15 protein-coding genes are annotated in these 16,863 nt (G+C 44.6%); 10 read left to right on the top strand and 5 right to left on the bottom strand.

All coding sequences use genetic code 11. The features are described from left to right. Positions 1–94: 94 nt before the first annotated feature. From cpsG to DPF91_RS07880, 10 genes are all read left to right on the top strand, one after another. Positions 95–1,459, top strand: coding sequence for a phosphomannomutase CpsG (gene cpsG / locus DPF91_RS07835; RefSeq protein WP_117233865.1), 1,365 nt, complete (start codon positions 95–97; stop codon positions 1,457–1,459). Positions 1,460–1,725: 266 nt separating this feature from the next. After that, entirely contained in the window at positions 1,726–2,268 is a 543-nt protein-coding gene (locus tag DPF91_RS07840; RefSeq protein ID WP_117233866.1) for a GNAT family N-acetyltransferase, read from the top strand. An 11-nt stretch (positions 2,269–2,279) separates the two neighbouring features. Continuing rightward, the gene (locus DPF91_RS07845) at positions 2,280–2,708 is read left to right on the top strand and encodes a hypothetical protein (protein WP_117233867.1); all 429 of its coding nucleotides are present in this window, start codon (positions 2,280–2,282) and stop codon (positions 2,706–2,708) included. A 255-nt stretch (positions 2,709–2,963) separates the two neighbouring features. Continuing rightward, positions 2,964–4,034 carry an ABC transporter ATP-binding protein gene (locus tag DPF91_RS07850; RefSeq protein ID WP_117233868.1) on the top strand — a complete coding sequence of 357 codons (1,071 nt, stop codon included), beginning with the start codon at positions 2,964–2,966 and terminating at the stop codon, positions 4,032–4,034. After that, the gene (locus DPF91_RS07855; RefSeq protein WP_117233869.1) at positions 4,027–4,893 is read left to right on the top strand and encodes an ABC transporter permease; all 867 of its coding nucleotides are present in this window, start codon (positions 4,027–4,029) and stop codon (positions 4,891–4,893) included. Before DPF91_RS07850 ends, DPF91_RS07855 begins: the two co-directional genes overlap by 8 nt. After that, positions 4,893–5,777: an ABC transporter permease gene (locus tag DPF91_RS07860; protein ID WP_117233870.1), complete on the top strand. Its 885-nt coding sequence runs from the start codon at positions 4,893–4,895 to the stop codon at positions 5,775–5,777. Before DPF91_RS07855 ends, DPF91_RS07860 begins: the two co-directional genes overlap by 1 nt. Before the next feature lie 61 nt (positions 5,778–5,838). Next, complete coding sequence (locus DPF91_RS07865; RefSeq protein ID WP_117233871.1) at positions 5,839–6,954, top strand: extracellular solute-binding protein; 1,116 nt, start codon at positions 5,839–5,841, stop codon at positions 6,952–6,954. 78 nt (positions 6,955–7,032) lie between these two features. Further along, a complete protein-coding gene (locus tag DPF91_RS07870) occupies positions 7,033–8,205 on the top strand; it encodes an ROK family transcriptional regulator (RefSeq protein WP_241033783.1) in 1,173 nt (390 codons plus the stop codon). A gap of 93 nt (positions 8,206–8,298) precedes the next feature. After that, complete coding sequence (locus DPF91_RS07875; RefSeq protein WP_241033784.1) at positions 8,299–9,888, top strand: hypothetical protein; 1,590 nt, start codon at positions 8,299–8,301, stop codon at positions 9,886–9,888. 17 nt (positions 9,889–9,905) lie between these two features. Beyond that, complete coding sequence (locus tag DPF91_RS07880) at positions 9,906–11,243, top strand: glycosyltransferase family 4 protein (RefSeq protein ID WP_117233873.1); 1,338 nt, start codon at positions 9,906–9,908, stop codon at positions 11,241–11,243. Between the two features lie 95 nt (positions 11,244–11,338). On the opposite strand, the gene DPF91_RS07885 is transcribed toward DPF91_RS07880, so the two are convergent. The 5 genes from DPF91_RS07885 to DPF91_RS07905 all read right to left on the bottom strand — a co-directional run bounded on the left by DPF91_RS07885 (position 11,339) and on the right by DPF91_RS07905 (position 16,815). Beyond that, a complete protein-coding gene (locus tag DPF91_RS07885) occupies positions 11,339–12,019 on the bottom strand; it encodes a DUF1868 domain-containing protein (RefSeq protein ID WP_117233874.1) in 681 nt (226 codons plus the stop codon). 215 nt (positions 12,020–12,234) lie between these two features. Continuing rightward, entirely contained in the window at positions 12,235–13,194 is a 960-nt protein-coding gene (locus tag DPF91_RS07890; protein WP_164684077.1) for a DUF2860 family protein, read from the bottom strand. 197 nt (positions 13,195–13,391) lie between these two features. Beyond that, entirely contained in the window at positions 13,392–14,513 is a 1,122-nt protein-coding gene (locus DPF91_RS07895; protein ID WP_117233876.1) for a PQQ-dependent sugar dehydrogenase, read from the bottom strand. Positions 14,514–14,537: 24 nt separating this feature from the next. Beyond that, positions 14,538–15,740 (bottom strand): alpha/beta fold hydrolase, encoded by a 1,203-nt coding sequence (locus tag DPF91_RS07900; RefSeq protein ID WP_117233877.1) that lies wholly within the window; start codon positions 15,738–15,740, stop codon positions 14,538–14,540. A gap of 85 nt (positions 15,741–15,825) precedes the next feature. Beyond that, complete coding sequence (locus DPF91_RS07905) at positions 15,826–16,815, bottom strand: DUF2860 domain-containing protein (protein WP_164684079.1); 990 nt, start codon at positions 16,813–16,815, stop codon at positions 15,826–15,828. Positions 16,816–16,863 lie beyond the last annotated feature (48 nt).

The following is a 16,863-nucleotide window of genomic DNA, read 5'->3' on the forward strand; positions in this document are numbered from 1 at the left end:
CACGTAGACAAATAAAGCAAGATAATAGGTAACGAACAAGCAATAAGGGAGGCATTTGGCCTCCTTTTCAGCAAAAGAACATATAGAGTTAAAAATGGAAAAATTGACCTGTTTTAAGGCCTACGACATTCGAGGCAAACTGGGTGAAGAATTGAATGATGATATCGCGTACCGAATTGGTCGTGCCTATGGTCAATATTTGAAGCCAAAGACCATCGTAGTGGGTGGGGACGTTCGCGAAACCTCAGAGCCTCTGAAGTTAGCTCTTACGAATGGTTTAATGGATGCCGGTGTTGATGTGATAGACATTGGCATGACGGGTACAGAAGAAATCTATTATGCGACGAAAGCGTTGGGCGTTGATGGTGGTATTGAAGTAACCGCTAGTCATAACCCAATCAATTACAACGGCATGAAGCTTGTGCGCGAAGAGGCTAAACCTATCAGTGGTGATACTGGGCTTCGTGATGTTCAAGCACTAGCGGAAAGCGACCAGTTTGAAGGCGTTACTTCAAAAGGTAGCTATAAGAAAGTGAGCCATCTCGACGATTATACTGACCATCTTCTTACCTATATCTCTGCTGAAAATATCAAACCTTTGAAGCTGGTGGTGAATTCGGGTAACGGCGCAGCAGGGCATGTGATTGACGCGCTGGAAGAGAAGTTTGCCAAGCTTCGTGTGCCGATTGAGTTTATCAAGCTTCATCATGAGCCTGACTCTTCATTCCCTAATGGCATTCCAAATCCACTACTTCCAGAAAACAGAAAAGACACTTCTGACGCAGTCTTAAAACACAATGCCGATATGGGCATTGCTTGGGATGGTGACTTCGATCGCTGCTTCTTGTTTGACGAAAAAGGCCAGTTCATAGAAGGGTACTACATCGTTGGTCTGCTTGCGGAAGCATTCTTGCAGAAGAATCCAAACGCTAACATTATCCATGACCCTCGTTTAACTTGGAATACAGTGGATATCGTTGAGCAAAATGGTGGTACACCTATCATGTCGAAGACGGGGCATGCCTTTATCAAAGAGCGCATGCGCTTGGAAGATGCTGTGTATGGTGGTGAGATGAGTGCGCATCACTACTTCCGTGACTTTGCCTACTGTGACAGTGGCATGATCCCTTGGTTGCTAGTCAGCGAGCTTCTCTGCGTCAAAGGCCAAACGCTTTCTAGCTTGGTAGAAGAGCGTATCGCTGCTTACCCATCTTCAGGGGAAATAAACTCTAAGCTGAAAGATCCAAAAGCAGCAATTGAACGAGTCATGCGAGCTTTTCAAGCTCAAGCGGCCTCCGTTGATCATACCGATGGTATAAGTATGGAATTTGGAACCTGGCGTTTTAATTTGCGCAGCTCGAATACCGAGCCAGTCGTTCGCTTGAACGTAGAAAGCAAGCATGACATTCCCCTGATGGAACAAAAGACTCAAGAGATTTTAACGCTACTAAAAGCTTAATTGGCTCTTAAAGCCATCCTCCCTTAAAATGAGCTCCTGAGTTAAAGACGGGAGCTCATTTTAGATCCCCGACGCACTCTTCGACTCGTGCTCGAAGAAGACGTCTTTTATTCAATTTACGCATAACCTTAACGTGTCACCCCCTTCAGTGAGCTCACGAACGAAGATAGGGGAGCTCGTTTTTAAATCAGCGTTTGGTCTTGAGCCTAGCGTTCTAAAACCAAGCGTTCGAAAGTCATGATCACTACGGACAGGTAAACCGCCTTATGGATAAAAAATCAGTTTCACTCATCTCTCCCTCTATTGAGTTTGAATCTCAATTTGCTGATTTTTATTTGGATTTCGTTAAGAACGATCCAGAGAACGCAGACTATTACAAGTTGGGTTTTACTGACTTTGAGCTGTATATCCATCGCTTACAAGAGGAGGAAGCGGGGCAGAATCTAAAAGCCGGTTATGTGCCGTGTAGTCATTTTTGGCTGATCAACCAAGACAAGGCAATTCTAGGGGCGCTTCGTGTTCGTCATAACATCGATACTGACTTTTTAGCTCAAGAAGCTGGGCACATTGGCTATGATGTTGCACCTTCCTGGCGTAGGAAAGGGGCAGGGAGCGTGATGCTGTCACTTTCTTTACCCGAAGCGGCTGAATTAGGCATTGAGGAAGCGCTGATTACTGCTGATGTCGATAATCTAGGATCTCGAGGTGTGATTGAAGCGAATGGTGGTGAGTTGGAGAATATTATCTACGGACCGGTATTTGAATCGGACCTTGCTCGTTACTGGGTGTCAACAGCACCAACTAAATAGGCCAAAGGATTATGCTGACGTTTGAGCAATGGGCGATTATTGCTGATATCTATACACCGTTATTGATATTGGCGAGTGCTTCGATTGTCTGGCGCGAAAGGCAAGGAAGTGGTTGTTGGCTATTGCCTAGTGCGAAGCACTTGATACCCATTGTATTAACTCTGGTTGCTTCATTTGCCTCAAGCCTTGTCGACCTCCTTTTGGGGATCTGGCCAAGTTTCGACTCTGATTACTCCACTCACACCGCCGTTGCTCTCGTATTTGTTGTTCACATTTGTCTCTATCGACCTGGTTGGCGATTTGCTGCTATCTTGTCGTTAGCGGCCTACTTACAACTGATGAACCATCAGGACTATCATACTTACCTCGATATGATCACGACCATAGCTTTTCTTCTACCGCTGTTTTGGCTTATCTGGAAAAGCAAAACCTCGCTTTAAAAAGGGTGCTCATCAAGCCCGATGTCTTCAAAGTGTCATTTCACTGTCATATTTAATTAACTTGGTTAATTAATGTGGGTATTTCACGTGCTGCGGATCACAAAAAATGCGCAATAACACACCTTTTAGGGTTATATACCGTCTCTCGTGAGGCATTTCACAAAATAATTAAATTAACTTGGTTAATATAATTGTCATCAAACAGATCTAGAGTACACATCTAGACGACTTATGACAGAAACAAAAGGCAAGTGAATGTCCCGATTAGAATTAAAAAACATCTGCAAAAACTTCGATGATTTCGTAGCGTCGAAAGACATCAGCTTCGTAGCTGAAGAAGGCGAGATGGTGACACTTCTTGGCCCATCGGGCTGTGGCAAGACAACACTACTTAAAATGATTGGTGGTTTCCATACACCTGACTCAGGTGAAATCATTATCGGTGATGAGGTAGTCAATAAAGTCTCTCCTGAAAAACGTAATACATCGATGTGTTTTCAGTCTTACGCACTATTCCCTCATCTAAGTGTTGAGCACAACATCGCGTTTGGTCTGAACCAAAAAGGTGTCGGCAAATCAGAGCAAATTGCTCGTGTAGCAGAAGCGGTAGGTCAGGTGGACCTAGGCGAACATTCACACAAAATGCCAAGTGAGCTTTCAGGTGGTCAGCAACAGCGTGTTGCTCTTGCCCGCGCGATGGTAACTCGCCCATCGGTTATTCTTTTTGATGAGCCACTATCTAACCTAGATGCAAAGTTGCGCGAATCCGTTCGCTTCGAAATTCGTGAACTGCAAAAGCGCTATAACCTAACGGCTATTTACGTTACTCACGACCAAGCAGAAGCGTTAGCAATGTCTGACAAGATCGTTGTGCTTAACAAAGGCCGTATTGAGCAAATCGGCACACCGGAAGATATCTACTATCGTCCTGCAAACCGCTTTGTCGCTGACTTTATCGGTGCTGCAAACATCCTGCCTGCACAAGTGGCAAAAACAGAGACACCAGATCTATATAAGGTGAAAACAGAAATTGGTGAGTTTGATGTTGAGTCAGCTGAAGCACCTATGTCTGACAAAATCTTCGTTTGCTGGCGACCAGAAGATGCAAAGGTTGCAACGGAAGAAGATGGGAACCGCTTCAACGTTCGCGTAAACCAAATGGCGTTTATGGGTAACGTCACTGACCTGATTGTTGAGTCGGTAGAGGGGGCACAAGGTGAAATGCGCATTCAACTGCCTAAGCGTCCTCAGTTTGATAACGACCTTCTGTCGTTGTCGATTCCTAAAAATGGTATCCGCTTCCTAGAAGAGGTGCCGCATGAATAAGTTTCTGTCTCACTGGAAGACATGGCTACTGCTCCTGCCAGGAGTAGGAACCATTCTTCTGTTGATGGGCTCGACCTTCTATATGGTGATCGCGCAAAGTTTTGGTTACCACAACATGATGGGTGAGAGTGGTTTCTCATTGGAGTTTTGGAATGAGGCTCTAGCTGATGCCAAGCTGCATAAGTCACTGCTTTACTCGATTAAAGTATCAGTTATTGGTGCACTAGGTGCTGTGGCAATGGCTTACCCATTAGTACTTTGGTTACGCAAACCATTCCCAGGCTCTTCAACGATCACAGGTTTGCTGCGTGCACCTATGTTTATTCCTGGTCTGGTTGCGGCGTTCTTACTGGTTAACGTGATTTCTTATCACGGCGTACTAAACCAAATGATGATGGCGATTGGCTTAATTGATAAACCGATTCGCATGCAAAATGATGATTTTGGTTGGGGTGTTATCATCCTTCAAGTATGGAAGCAGCTACCGTTTGCGATGATCTTACTTGCTGGCGCAGTGAACTCTATCCGTAATGATGTGCTCGACGCTGCCGCAGATTTAGGTGCAAATACTTGGCGTAAGTTTACCGGCATCATCTTCCCGTTATCAGTTCCGGCTCTCCAAGTTGCTTTGATCCTTATTTTCATTGGTGCGCTGGGTGACTACTCGTTCTACTCGATTGCCGGTCCAAAGAACACTTACTCACTTTCAATGCTGATGCACATTACGTCTACTGAATTTATGGAGTGGAACAAAGGTGCTGTTGTGGCTGTTGTCATCATGGTAACAGCGGTATTAGCGGCAATCGCTATTTCTCTACTCACCGCGCCTCTGGCTCAGAAAAAAGGGAAACTTAAGTAATGACGACTCTAGCTTCTTCTAAACCTTCAACACTAGGGACGAAACCTAAAGTGAGAACAATTAACGGTCGCCTAATTAACAAGATTGCGATTGGCTTGTTCATAGTCGTGAACTTTGTATGGCTAGGTATTCCTTTCATCATGGCTCTGATTTGGTCATTGGTAGACCCAGAACATCCGTGGAGCTACCCGGACGTATTGCCTCCTGTGATGTCATTTGGTCGCTGGACAGATATGTGGGAAAACTCAGGCCTGGTTGAAGCCCTAACGAACAGTTACTCAATCGCGCCAGCTGTTGCCATTCTTACGGTGCTGCTTGCAATGCCGACGGCGTATGCTTTGGGTCGTAAACAGTTCCCTGGTAAGCGCATGGCAGAAGTAGTAACCCTGCTTCCACTGGTAATGCCTGGTATGATCATTGGTGTATTTTTCAGTTCGATGCTGATTAACCTAAATCTAGATAATGCATACCTAGGTATCGTTATCGGCCATACAGTACTGGCATTGCCTTATGCTATTCGCATTATGTCTGCAAGTTTTAAGAGTGTACCCCAGGACCTAATTGATGCGAGCCGTGACCTTGGTGGTAGTCCGTGGACAACCTTTAAGCATGCATACTTGCCGATGCTGAAACCGGGCTTACTCGCGTCGTTGATCTTCTGTCTAGTGATCAGTATTGAGGAGTTTAACGTGGCGTTTGTATTGGGTTCTCCTGATTACGTAACGGTACCAACAATTCTTTACTCGTACCTTGGTTACTCATTTATTAGACCAAACGCGGCAGTAGTGTCATTGATTCTGGTGATTCCAAACGTGATCCTAATGCTTGTAATTGAACGCTTGTTGAAAGGCAACTATTTAGCTGAATCAACAGGTAAAGCATAGAAAATTTTTACCCCTTATTATCCAAAGAGATAAACCATCCAATAACATAGAGAATGGACTTATGAAAAAACTAGTACTTGCAGCTGCTGTATCAGCTCTAGCTGGCTTATCGACAAACGCTTTAGCATACGACCTAAATGAAATGACTTGGGATCAAATCGTAGAGCAAGCAAAGAAAGAGAAAGTCGTTAACGCATACATCTGGTATCTGCAACCTGAGTTCCGCAAGTTCTTCAAGAGCTTTGAAAAAGAGTACGGCATCAAAGTTCGTGTACCAGAAGGTAACGAATCTGGTAATCGTAACAAGCTATTAGCGGAAGCGAAAAAAGAAAAAGGCAGCATCGATGTGATGGCGCTGGATACTGTGAAGCTTCCAATGATGATTCAAAGTAACGTGGTGTATGGCCCACTGACAGACATTATCCCAGGTAGTGAAAAGCTACGTACAAACCTTGTAGGCGTTGATACTCAAGGCTACGCGTACTCTTTCTGGGGTAACCAAACGGGTCTTGCTTACGATCCAACTCGTGTTGATGAAGCAACCCTTCCACAAAGCTTTGATGACCTATCTGGTTGGATTAAGCAACACCCAGAGCAGTTCGGTGTGAACGATCCTAACAAAGGTGGTGCAGGTAACGCATTCATTCAACGCGCTATCTACCATGTATCAGGTAACACAGACACTTACTTCCAAACTGAAATGGATAAGTCTGTAATGCCGACTTGGTCTAAGACTTGGGAGTGGTTTGAAGGCAATAAGGATGAAATCATCATCACAGCATCAAACGCTGATAGCTTGACGCGTATTAACGATGGCGAGATCTCTATGGCTCCAGCATGGGAAGACCATCTAGCGGGTCTGCAGAAGAAAGGGGCTATTACTAAGCGCATCAAGTTCTACATCCCTGAATTTGGTATGCCAGGTGGCGGTAACGTGATCATGATGCCAGCGAATGCGAAGAACAAAGCAGCAGCGGCACTGTTCATTCAATGGATCACATCGGCTGAAGCTCAAACAGGTCTGAATGCGACATTTGGTTCTGCACCTCAACACCCGGATGCAGATGATTCGAATGCACTGGTTGATAATGATCAGCGTCAATACAGCTCTGATTTCTTTACTTCTGACTACGCGACAGAAGCGAAAAAAGCGTTTGTAGAGAACGTGTTAATGTAATTAAATTTGCCCACCTTAACAGGTGGGCATATTTGGTTTATTGACTCGAAACTGGCCGAGTCGATAAATCAAATATGAATGATGAAATTGAAGAGAGTGTTATTTGGCAGTTCGCCTACTCATCTTCGAGAAGTATCTAAGGACATAGAGTTGATAGATTTCGGTACAGATACCCAACGCCAAGTGCTTGCTTTGATTCACCAGCAAGCACCGACAACCCGAGCAGCAATTGCAGAAGCAAGCGGCTTAACGCCTGCTGCTATCACTAAAATCACCAAAAAGATGATAGATGAAGGGTTGATTGAGGTGACGGGAAAGCAGAAAGGCTCTCGCGGTCAACCGGGTATTGAGTTGGGTGTCAATCCAAGAGCAGCTTACAGTCTAGGAGTGAATATTGAGCTAGAGACAATCTCTGTTGAGCTTGTTGACCTGAAAGGTGAGGCGGTATTCTCTAAGGCGATTCAAGGCATCTATAGTGAGCCGATGTTTGCGATCGATGAGTTGTCTAAGTTACTAGATGTGACACGCGTGGCATTTGAAGAAGAGTTCTCCAAGCTAATTGGGGTAGGTGTGACAACCAGTTGTAACTTCAATCCAGAATCAAGCAAAGTGACAATGCCTCCACACTTGTCTGAGTGGGAGAGTATCGATATTCGACGAACCATTGAAGAAAAGCTTAGTTTACCTTGTTGGATAGAAAACGATGGTAATGCCGCTGCACTGGGTGAGTCAGTACGCTCTCGTCGTAGTCTGAATGCTAACTTTTTTTACCTTTATTTAGGTTATGGTGTTGGTGGTGGTCACTATTACAGCGGTAAGACCTACCGTGGTGCGCGTGGCAATGCTGGTCGTATTGGTAAGCTGTTCCCAGATCGTAATAACCGTCCATCTCTATCGTGTCTTTACGACAAGTTGGGGCTGTCAGAGCCTAGCCCACACCGCGCAGATACATTGTCGACTCTACTCTCGAAGAACCCTGAAAAAGTGGCTGAGTGGAAAGCGAACGCACAGATGCAACTGGTCTCCGCGTTACAAGCTATTCGCGCAATTTGTGACCCGAATGAGATCATTATCGGCGGACTTTTACCTCCGCAACTAGTCGATGAATTGCACACCTCGGCTATTTCTTCCCTTGAGCAATATCTAGAGCCTAATGAGGTGATGCCGACCATCATTCCAGCGAAAACCTCTGGCGGGAAAATTGCCGCAACGGGTGCAGCAATGCTGCCCCTATATAACCTGGCTTACTAACAGTTTCGTTTACTAACAACTTGGCTAACTAATATTTGGTTTTCTGAGGCGTAACGCCTCAGCTTATTTAGATACAACCCTAGAATAACAATTATGACAGAACAACGTGTAGACGCTGTGGCTACTCACGCAGCCCCAATGAAATCAGAATGCTTTGAGACAATGACGATTGTGGCGGGTCGTTACTTTAACCCGCAACCCGTAACAGGGTATCAAATGAAGAGTGGACCATTAGGTAATCCCCTTCATGAGAATCTTGATACTGATTTTGAGCAAAAACTCGCAGAGCGCTTTTCAAAAGTCGTGGGCGAGAAGACAACCTTGGGTGTCAAACGTCTACACATGCAGATGCCTCAAATTGATCCGAGCGCTTTGCCATCGAGTTCTGATTATCAGCCGGTAGAAGCTCCAGAGTCATTGGCTACAACATCGATGTCCTTAGTCTGGCTGAAGCAAGAGGATGTGAAGAGTGCGCGCATTGGCTATCACTTTAAAGACAATACGCTAGCGGACTTGAAAGACCGCCTAGCTGAAGAAATACAGCTTAACGGTATCATAGGTAATCTTGGTTATTTCATGACCAAAGAGCTAAACGTCGGCGATCATATTTGGTCACATAAATTGCGTTATCCAAACCCTGACCATCAATTGCCAGAGATTCTGTCGTACTTAGGTTTTTACTACTTTGCCGATGAGAACGGTGAAGTGGAGACAGCAGGCTTCCCTACGGCGCATGATTCAGCGGTAGCGGTTGATTTGGATGGTAAAGTGCATGTTCTTCCTTCGGTAACGTGTAACCGTTTCGATATTGATATCAACAACAGTCCATTTCATGTGGATTGCTTAAACCCGAGTCTAGAAGATGTAGCTCATCGTGATGTCGCACTGTTTAACGTTAACTTTCCAATGACGCATCAAGGACACCTAGTTGAGTTCGCTCCAATGCTTCAATTGGAAAATCGAATTAATGTGTTTGTGGCAAACCGAGGCAATGGCGTTAAACCAGAGGAAGAAGTGGTGAAGATCTGGCAAGGCGAATGCCCACTCCCATCTTTTGGTTCCCTACTTTCTTTTAAGCGTGAAGCGTTCGATCGTTTGTTCCCTCAAGGTCTTCAAGTTGGTGATCGAGTTAACGTGAAACCTTACGCTAACGAAATTGATCTTTCTAAGTTCAAACAGGTATTGGGGGGATTGGTTCCTTCGGTTATCGACGGTCAACCTATTGTTCCGACGGGCAATGAGGTGACTGCAGAGCAAGCTGAGCACGCACTAGACCGTGTGGCAAATACAGATTCTCCACTGGCTCGTTCTGGTAAAGAAACCAATAATTTTGATGCACTCATTCGCGAGCCGTCAGGACTGTTCATTCAAACCGACAACCACATTGGCTACCTGTTGTTTGATGGTCGCCATGAAATGAGCATTGGTGCCAATATTGTTGATGTTGCTAATCTTCTCAAGCGCGTCACCGAGTCAGATATTGATTTGTTCGAAGGCGAAACCCTACACAATGCGATCGCGATTGATGGTGGTTCTGCAATGAAGGTTTATGCGGCTACTGTCGATGGTGTCAACGAACCGAAAATGGATATTCTTAATCGCGTCGCTGCTGGTGGACGTAACTCCCCAGGGGACGACCCGCAAGGTCTTAACCTGTATTCAACTGTTATTCTGGAAGTATAAAAGGTGTAAAGAGCATCATGAGGATATTATTAGCGCACTATAGAGTAGGGGAGACCGATGGCGTCTCTCTCGAAATGGATAAATGGAAATGGGCTCTTGAACAACAAGGCCATGACGTTTTCTATTTAGCAGGTAGTTCAGGTAGTGTCGATGCAACATGTGTTAATGCATTGAAGTACGAAGACGGGCTCAACGCTAAAATCACTCAGGATGCCTTTATTGCACCCGAGTACTTTGCTAACGAGCAAGCGCTAATGGAAGCCATTGAACGTCAGGCGACAGAAATCGAAACTGAAGTGACCAAGGCCATTCAATCTCAAAAGATTGATTTGATTGTGCCAAACAATATCTTTGCGGTCGGACATAGTTTGGCTGCAGCCATTGGTCTTGAGCGAGCAGTACAAACAACGGGCGTGAAAGTGGTGAATCACCACCATGACTTCCACTGGGAACGCGAAAAGTTTGCCAACCCTGTTTACCCAGCGGTAAAACAGATTTTGGAGGCTTACTTCCCTCCACGTCGAGATAGCGACAAGCATTGCGTGATTAATCAACTTGCCTATCAATCGCTCAGAAACAAGACAGGTTTTGAATCCACAGTGGTACCAAACGTGTTTGATTTTGACGGGTGTGATTGGAAGGTTGATGAGTACAACCAAGATTTCCGTGAGTCGGTTGGCCTGCGTGAAGATGATATTGTTTTTCTTCAGGCAACGCGTATCGTTGCTCGTAAAGGTATTGAGTTGGCGGTCGATCTAATTGAAAAACTTGAGCAAATTAAACCTAACTGGTTAGGAAAAACCCTGTATAACGGCAAGTTGGTGACGGAGCACAGTCGCCTAGTTTTAGTGCTTGCTGGCATGAATGAAGAAGACGAGTACTTTGATAAGTTAAAAACTAAGGCTCAACAAGCCGGCGTTGAACTCCTATTTATCAATCCACACATCAGACATAGCCGCGAAGAAATAGAGCAAACGAAGTTCTATTCACTCTGGGATGCCTATGTTCATGCTGACATTGTGACGTACCCTAGTTGGTTGGAAGGTTGGGGCAACCAGTTCTTAGAAGGCTTGGTCGCGAATGTTCCCCAAGTCGTTTATCGTTATCCTGTTTATGGTACCGACATAGAGCAATTTGGTTTTGATATTATCGACCTGGGTGATTCGCTAAGCTGGGATGACAATGGTCTAGCAGTAATTAGTGACGAACAATTAAATCTTGCTGCAAAACAGACTGAGCAATACCTTTTTGATGCAGAGTATAGAGCTCAATCGATGACAAAGAATTTCGATATTGGCCGTAAAAACCTGTCATACAAGGCTTTAGGCAAAATCCTCGAAACCGTCTTTAGTTAGCTGAGAGCATCTTTGTGCAGATACTAAAAAGCGAGAGTGTGAAAACTCTCGCTTTTGCTTTGTGTGCGTTTCTTTAGGTGTTTATTACACTTGAGCTACGACAATGGAAGGTGCTTCACTGCGCGGAACTCAAACATATCTTTAAATTCACAGAACTCAACGGCGCCGTGAGTCAGTTCGCCAAATGACTCATTCATACGTTGCTCGATACGAGCACAAGTATCAAGAAGCTCTCTCTCTTGTTCTTCATCTAGGTGGATTACCTTGTAGCTTAGTGTGATATGGAAGTGGTAACTATCATGCACAGGGTGGCGAATTCCTGTTAGCTCACTTAGGTTTTCACGACATGCCTTAATTGCGTCTAAAGTTTCTTGGTTAGCAGGCTTGATGCGCAGCACGGTGCCACCGTTTCGGCTGTTATATACATGGTCAAACACCATTTTAAACTTAGGTGTTGCTTGAGCCTCATTTAACCAAGTCATGAACTGCTCTGTTGCATCTTCCAATGAAACGTCTGAAGTTAGCTTACTGCTCCAAACGGATTCATCACGAATTTGATCACATAGGCCTTCAAACACTGTCATATGCATGCTTGATTCTGGTAGGAACGCATAGTTCTTTGCACAATCCATCGCTTTCAGTTGTTGTTGAGCCCAGATTACTTGCTTTAGTACTGGGCTTTCTTTGTCAACATGGCAGAGGAAAGTATTACCAGGAAAGTGACGTACTGAGCCGTCTTCATTGAATTTTACACCGACTGATGGAGCGTAGTTCATTTCATCATTCTCATTATAAGTAGGGTTGTTGGTAGCGATTTTACCAATTTAAATTAACTTGGTTAATTTAATTATATAAAGAGAATGAGCTTGATCACTAATTGAGATGGATTCATCAAAAAGTCACTGAAATGCAAAAGGCTTGGCATCGTTTAACGAAGCCAAGCCCTTATGATAATTGGTGCCCTAGATAGTTTGAAGCAAGGGCGGTATGTTTAGAAGCTGTATGTCATTGCAGCAATAACCTGGTACTCGCTTGCATCGTAGAAGTCGATGTTTGAGTCGCTAGACTCATAGCCAGCAACCCCGATAAACGTCCAATCTTCCCAGCCCATGAATTCTTCGTATTGGTACATCGCTTGAAGCGCGTAACCACTGTCTTCACGCGTTTTACCATCAAATTCTGCAATTGGATTTGCTTCATCGAAATCACGGATGTCATACTCGAAACCTAAGATAAATGCGTGGTTACCTGCTTGACGCATGTACTCGATACCAAATCCGTATTCAGAAAAAGACTCAGCGTCACCATCCGCTGAGTAAGAGCCATAGTTCACCGATGGGATAAGCGCTGATTGACCATCTAGGTAATAGGTGTATGAAACCGCACCGTTGAATCCTGAACCACTGCGTTCGAGTTCTTTAATTGATGCTTCATTGTCCACGTCTTTGCTGTAGTAGATACCGTCGAAACCAAAACCTGTTCCCGCTATTTCTTCCGCCTGGAAACGGAAACCGTTTGCAGATAGGTCAGTTGTTTCACGTTTAGAATTCAACTCATAAGGATTTTCCCATACTTCATCCGCCATTAGTGCATGAACATAGGAAACATCGAGCACTGTACCGTTATCCATCTTGTAGCCATAACCTAGCTCGAATGCGAGTTCACCTTGGATAAGCTCTTCGTTGTGAGTACCACCATAAACGTAGTGTTTTTCGTTAAACGCATATTCTAAATTAACAATAGGTTCAACCGTAAACTCGCTCTCTGATGAAGCAGAGCCATACTGGCTGATAGTTTCATCACCGTCGGTACTTAGGTTATCTTCTTGGGTGAAAATACCCATTCCTAGACCAACCTGACCACTAAAACCAAGTTCGTCGTCTTCTGCCATCGCATAGCTAGATGTTGCAAGTAGAATAGCTGCAGTAAGTGCAGAGAATTTCTTATCCATAGTGGACTCCATTAAAAGACAGTGTTCTGTTTTGTATAAGGAGAACTTAACGAAGTCGGTGTCAAACTTATGTCGAGCTGATGTCGAAAAAAAATCAACGAAGGTGATTTAGTAGCAGGTTCATAAAACAAGGCCACTTACTCCGAAATAATAATGGGAATAAGTGACCTGTTTTGAAAGATTTGGGTCAATAGACTCTAATTACTTGGATTTAAGCGGTAAATGTTACCGTTGTCAGTGGATAGAAAAAGATAACCATCAGGGCTAATTGCAATATCTCGTATTCTCTCGTTAAGCTCGTCTAGAATACGTTTTTCCTCAGTGAGTTTAGGCGTTTTACCGCTGTCATCAATGGAGACCACGTTTATATGGGTAAGCTTTAAAGATCCTGCGAGTAGCTTTCCATCGAGGTTGGGATATTTATCCCCTCTATATAAAACTAAACTTGCCGGAGCGATTGAGGGGACGTAGACAAGCTTGGGTGACTCTATCCCCGATTTTTCTTCTGCTTCACCCACATCAAATGGTCCCCAATACTCTTTGCCGTGAGAGGTGACCGGCCAGCCATAATTTAGCGTAGGTTGAATTAGGTTGATCTCATCACCACCTCGAGGGCCATGCTCGATTTCCCACAAGCGCTGAGTTTTTGAATCGAAGAACAAGCCTTGAGGATTTCTGTGTCCATATGACCAGATTTCATCTCGTATCGAATCATCATTGACGAATGGATTGTTGGTTGGTGTTGAGCCATCAAGCTTGAGTCTGAGAATAGAGGCCGCGTGGTTATTAGTATCTTGCCCATTATCACGATTGCCACGGTCACCAACCCCGAAGTAAAGGTACCCTTCATCGTCAAAGCTGATGCGGCTACCGAAATGACGACCGCTGTCTTCGGATGCGTCAGTGATGAGCAAGTCTTGCCAATCAGTCAGCTTATTTCCATTTAAAGTTGCTGCTGCTAATACGACCGTTGAACCTTCAGATGTGTTCTTGCTGTATGTGAAGTAGTACTGCTCTGGTACGATTGGAGAACGAGCAATATCGAGTAACCCTCCTTGGCCACCTTCATACAGTTCAGAGACAGAGTAGAGCGGTTGTTTACTGCCAGAAGAGATATCGATCTTGGATATCGTGCCGTTCTTCTCATTTATGATAAGAGTATTGTTGTCTACAAATTCTATTCCCCAAGGAATATACAATCCGCTGGCGACGGCAGTCACACTGTAGCTTTCATCGACAGGGACTTCATCCGCTAATAGAGTAGGGGAGGTTATTAGCCCTGATAGCGTCAAAATTGTTGAGTAAAACGTCCTGTTCATAATGCTTCCTTAGCTAACTCTATTTTATTTGGCCGTAGCGATATTGACTGAACTCATCACCTCATCGAGTGCAGAAATGCTCAGTTCGAAGTAAGGGTTGTAGGTGAGTCGAGCATGGTTCTTACCTTCCTCAGTATAGCCCCATGCAGAGAACCAGACCTCAGCGCCTTCTATGCAGGCTTTCTCTAACACTTCCCCCTGTCCGTTACTGCAAATCAAGTTGTTACCATCAATCCCGTAATCTGGGTTGTGTGGTGAGAACATCAAACCCATGTGAGAACCATTGGAGATCCTTTGTTCTGGCAAGTCCATCGAAAGCTGGCTGCTACGTGGATCAGCCAATGGTTTCTCTCCTTGCCAAATCAATCTGTTCGCAGGGTTGGTGAACTGTTGATTGAAGGTTTGATGAGCGTAATCAGTACTGATCACACTGTCGGCTTCACTCATCATCATAAAGACCGGCTTATCATAAAACTGACCGTTAAGTGCTTTCTGCACCTCTTCTGAAGTTTGGTAGTAAACCGCTGCGCCATTCATTGGCAAAGAGTTATAACGCAGTGGGTTATCTTCAGGGTCCTGGTCAGCCCAATCAATAAAGTAGCTCGCTAGCTTTGCCCATTTCACCGCTGGCATCGATGGCTCGAAGGCTGGCGAAAATAGTAGAAGGCCGGATATTTCTGAGTCGTTTAGTGCTTCAGTAGTGACTAAGTTAGCACCTGTCGAATACCCCCCTAACCAAACACTATCGACGTCTTGTTTAAGTAGATTAATATGGTGGTGTACAACACCCTGCCAATCGTCATAGCTAGGTAGAATCAAATCACCTGATTTACTCGCGTGCCCTGGCAGTAACACAGTTCGTACAAGATAACCTTTTGTGGCGAGATGATGCGCAATATCAATATAAGAGTAGGGGGTATCCCCCAAACCATGCACCAACAAGACACCTTGACCATTAGGATGATCTGGAGTGTATTGAGCGGGTAATACTTTTGACAGCTCCGTTTCCCGGTCTTCAGTCATAAAAATACGGTTTTCTCTCAACCAGTCTGCAGTTTCAGCTTGATATTGTTCAAATGATGCTTGGCTATAGACTGGGAGTGAATCCGCATGGGAATATGCAGGGTCATCGGGGTTGTCAGTCTCTGAGTTAAGACTACAACCCGTTGTAATTATGACGGCTAAGCTAAGCGCGGAGAGCGGGAAAAGATGTCTGCTATTGATCATTACTGATGTCGTTCCTATTCATCTCGTTAGTTTTATAGTAATTGATACGCAAGTTATCAAAGTTATGATGAATAGGATGTGAATACTAGAATTGGTAGTTCAAACCAAGTGTCACGATGTATTGCGATTCATCATAGAAGGTGATTGCTGAGTTGCTCTGTCCATAACCCGCAAACGAGATTAGGGATACGTTCTCCCAACCATTAAGTTCTTCCATCTCATAAGCCAAGAATGCACTTAATGCATGGTCGTCGCGTTTTTTGCCGAACACGGGGTTCGTTTCATCATAGTCGCGATACTCGTAACCTCCTGTTAATGCAAATTGGTGACGACCTATGCTCTTGAAATAACTGATGTCTGCACCGAATGCGTTATAAGCCATCGCGTCACCGTCTGCGGTTCTACGGTTATATTTCAGTGCTGGAACGATAAAGGTATCTCTATCGATGAAAAGGCGCATATCCCCTTTCAGGTAATAGTGACTTCCGTCTCGGCGCATTGCTTCTTGAGTGTCTGTCGAAAATTTTGAATCCGAAGCCGATAGTTCATCATCGACGTCAATATGGGCATAAGCGAAATCTAACGAAAACAGTGAACCACCAATCGAGCTCAGTTTTAGACGGTAAGCGTTACCAGATTCGTCGGTTGTCTTGCGCTCAGTACCAACCGCATATGGATCTACCCAGGTTTCATTTTCAATAATCGTAGGGAGAATCGAGACATCAACGACGGTTCCAGACGCTAATTTCTGCTTGTAGCCAATTTCAAAAGCCACATCGCCAACAGCGATGTCGGCGCGAGACGTACCGGCATAAAACTGTTTGCTATTGCCTTCACCGAAGGTATAGGCAATGTTACCTAGTGGCGCCGCAAGAAAGCCGTCATCGCTTTCAGCCTTTGCATTTTGGCTTGATAGTGTTTTATCACCATCAGTATTGAAGTTTGATGTTTGAGAAGCGTAACCGGTGTTGATAGAGATTTCGCCGCTCCAACCTGCTTCACCGAGTGGCCTTGCGTGAGTTGTGAATGAAAAACTAGCTATGAGAACAGCGGTAGAAAGAGCAATCTTTTGCATGTAACAGCCTAATTCCATGTGATTATTTGAAGTTCTTATTAAAGCATT

This window comes from Vibrio maerlii (assembly GCF_003415655.1).
GTDB classification, from domain to species: Bacteria; Pseudomonadota; Gammaproteobacteria; order Enterobacterales; family Vibrionaceae; genus Vibrio; species Vibrio maerlii.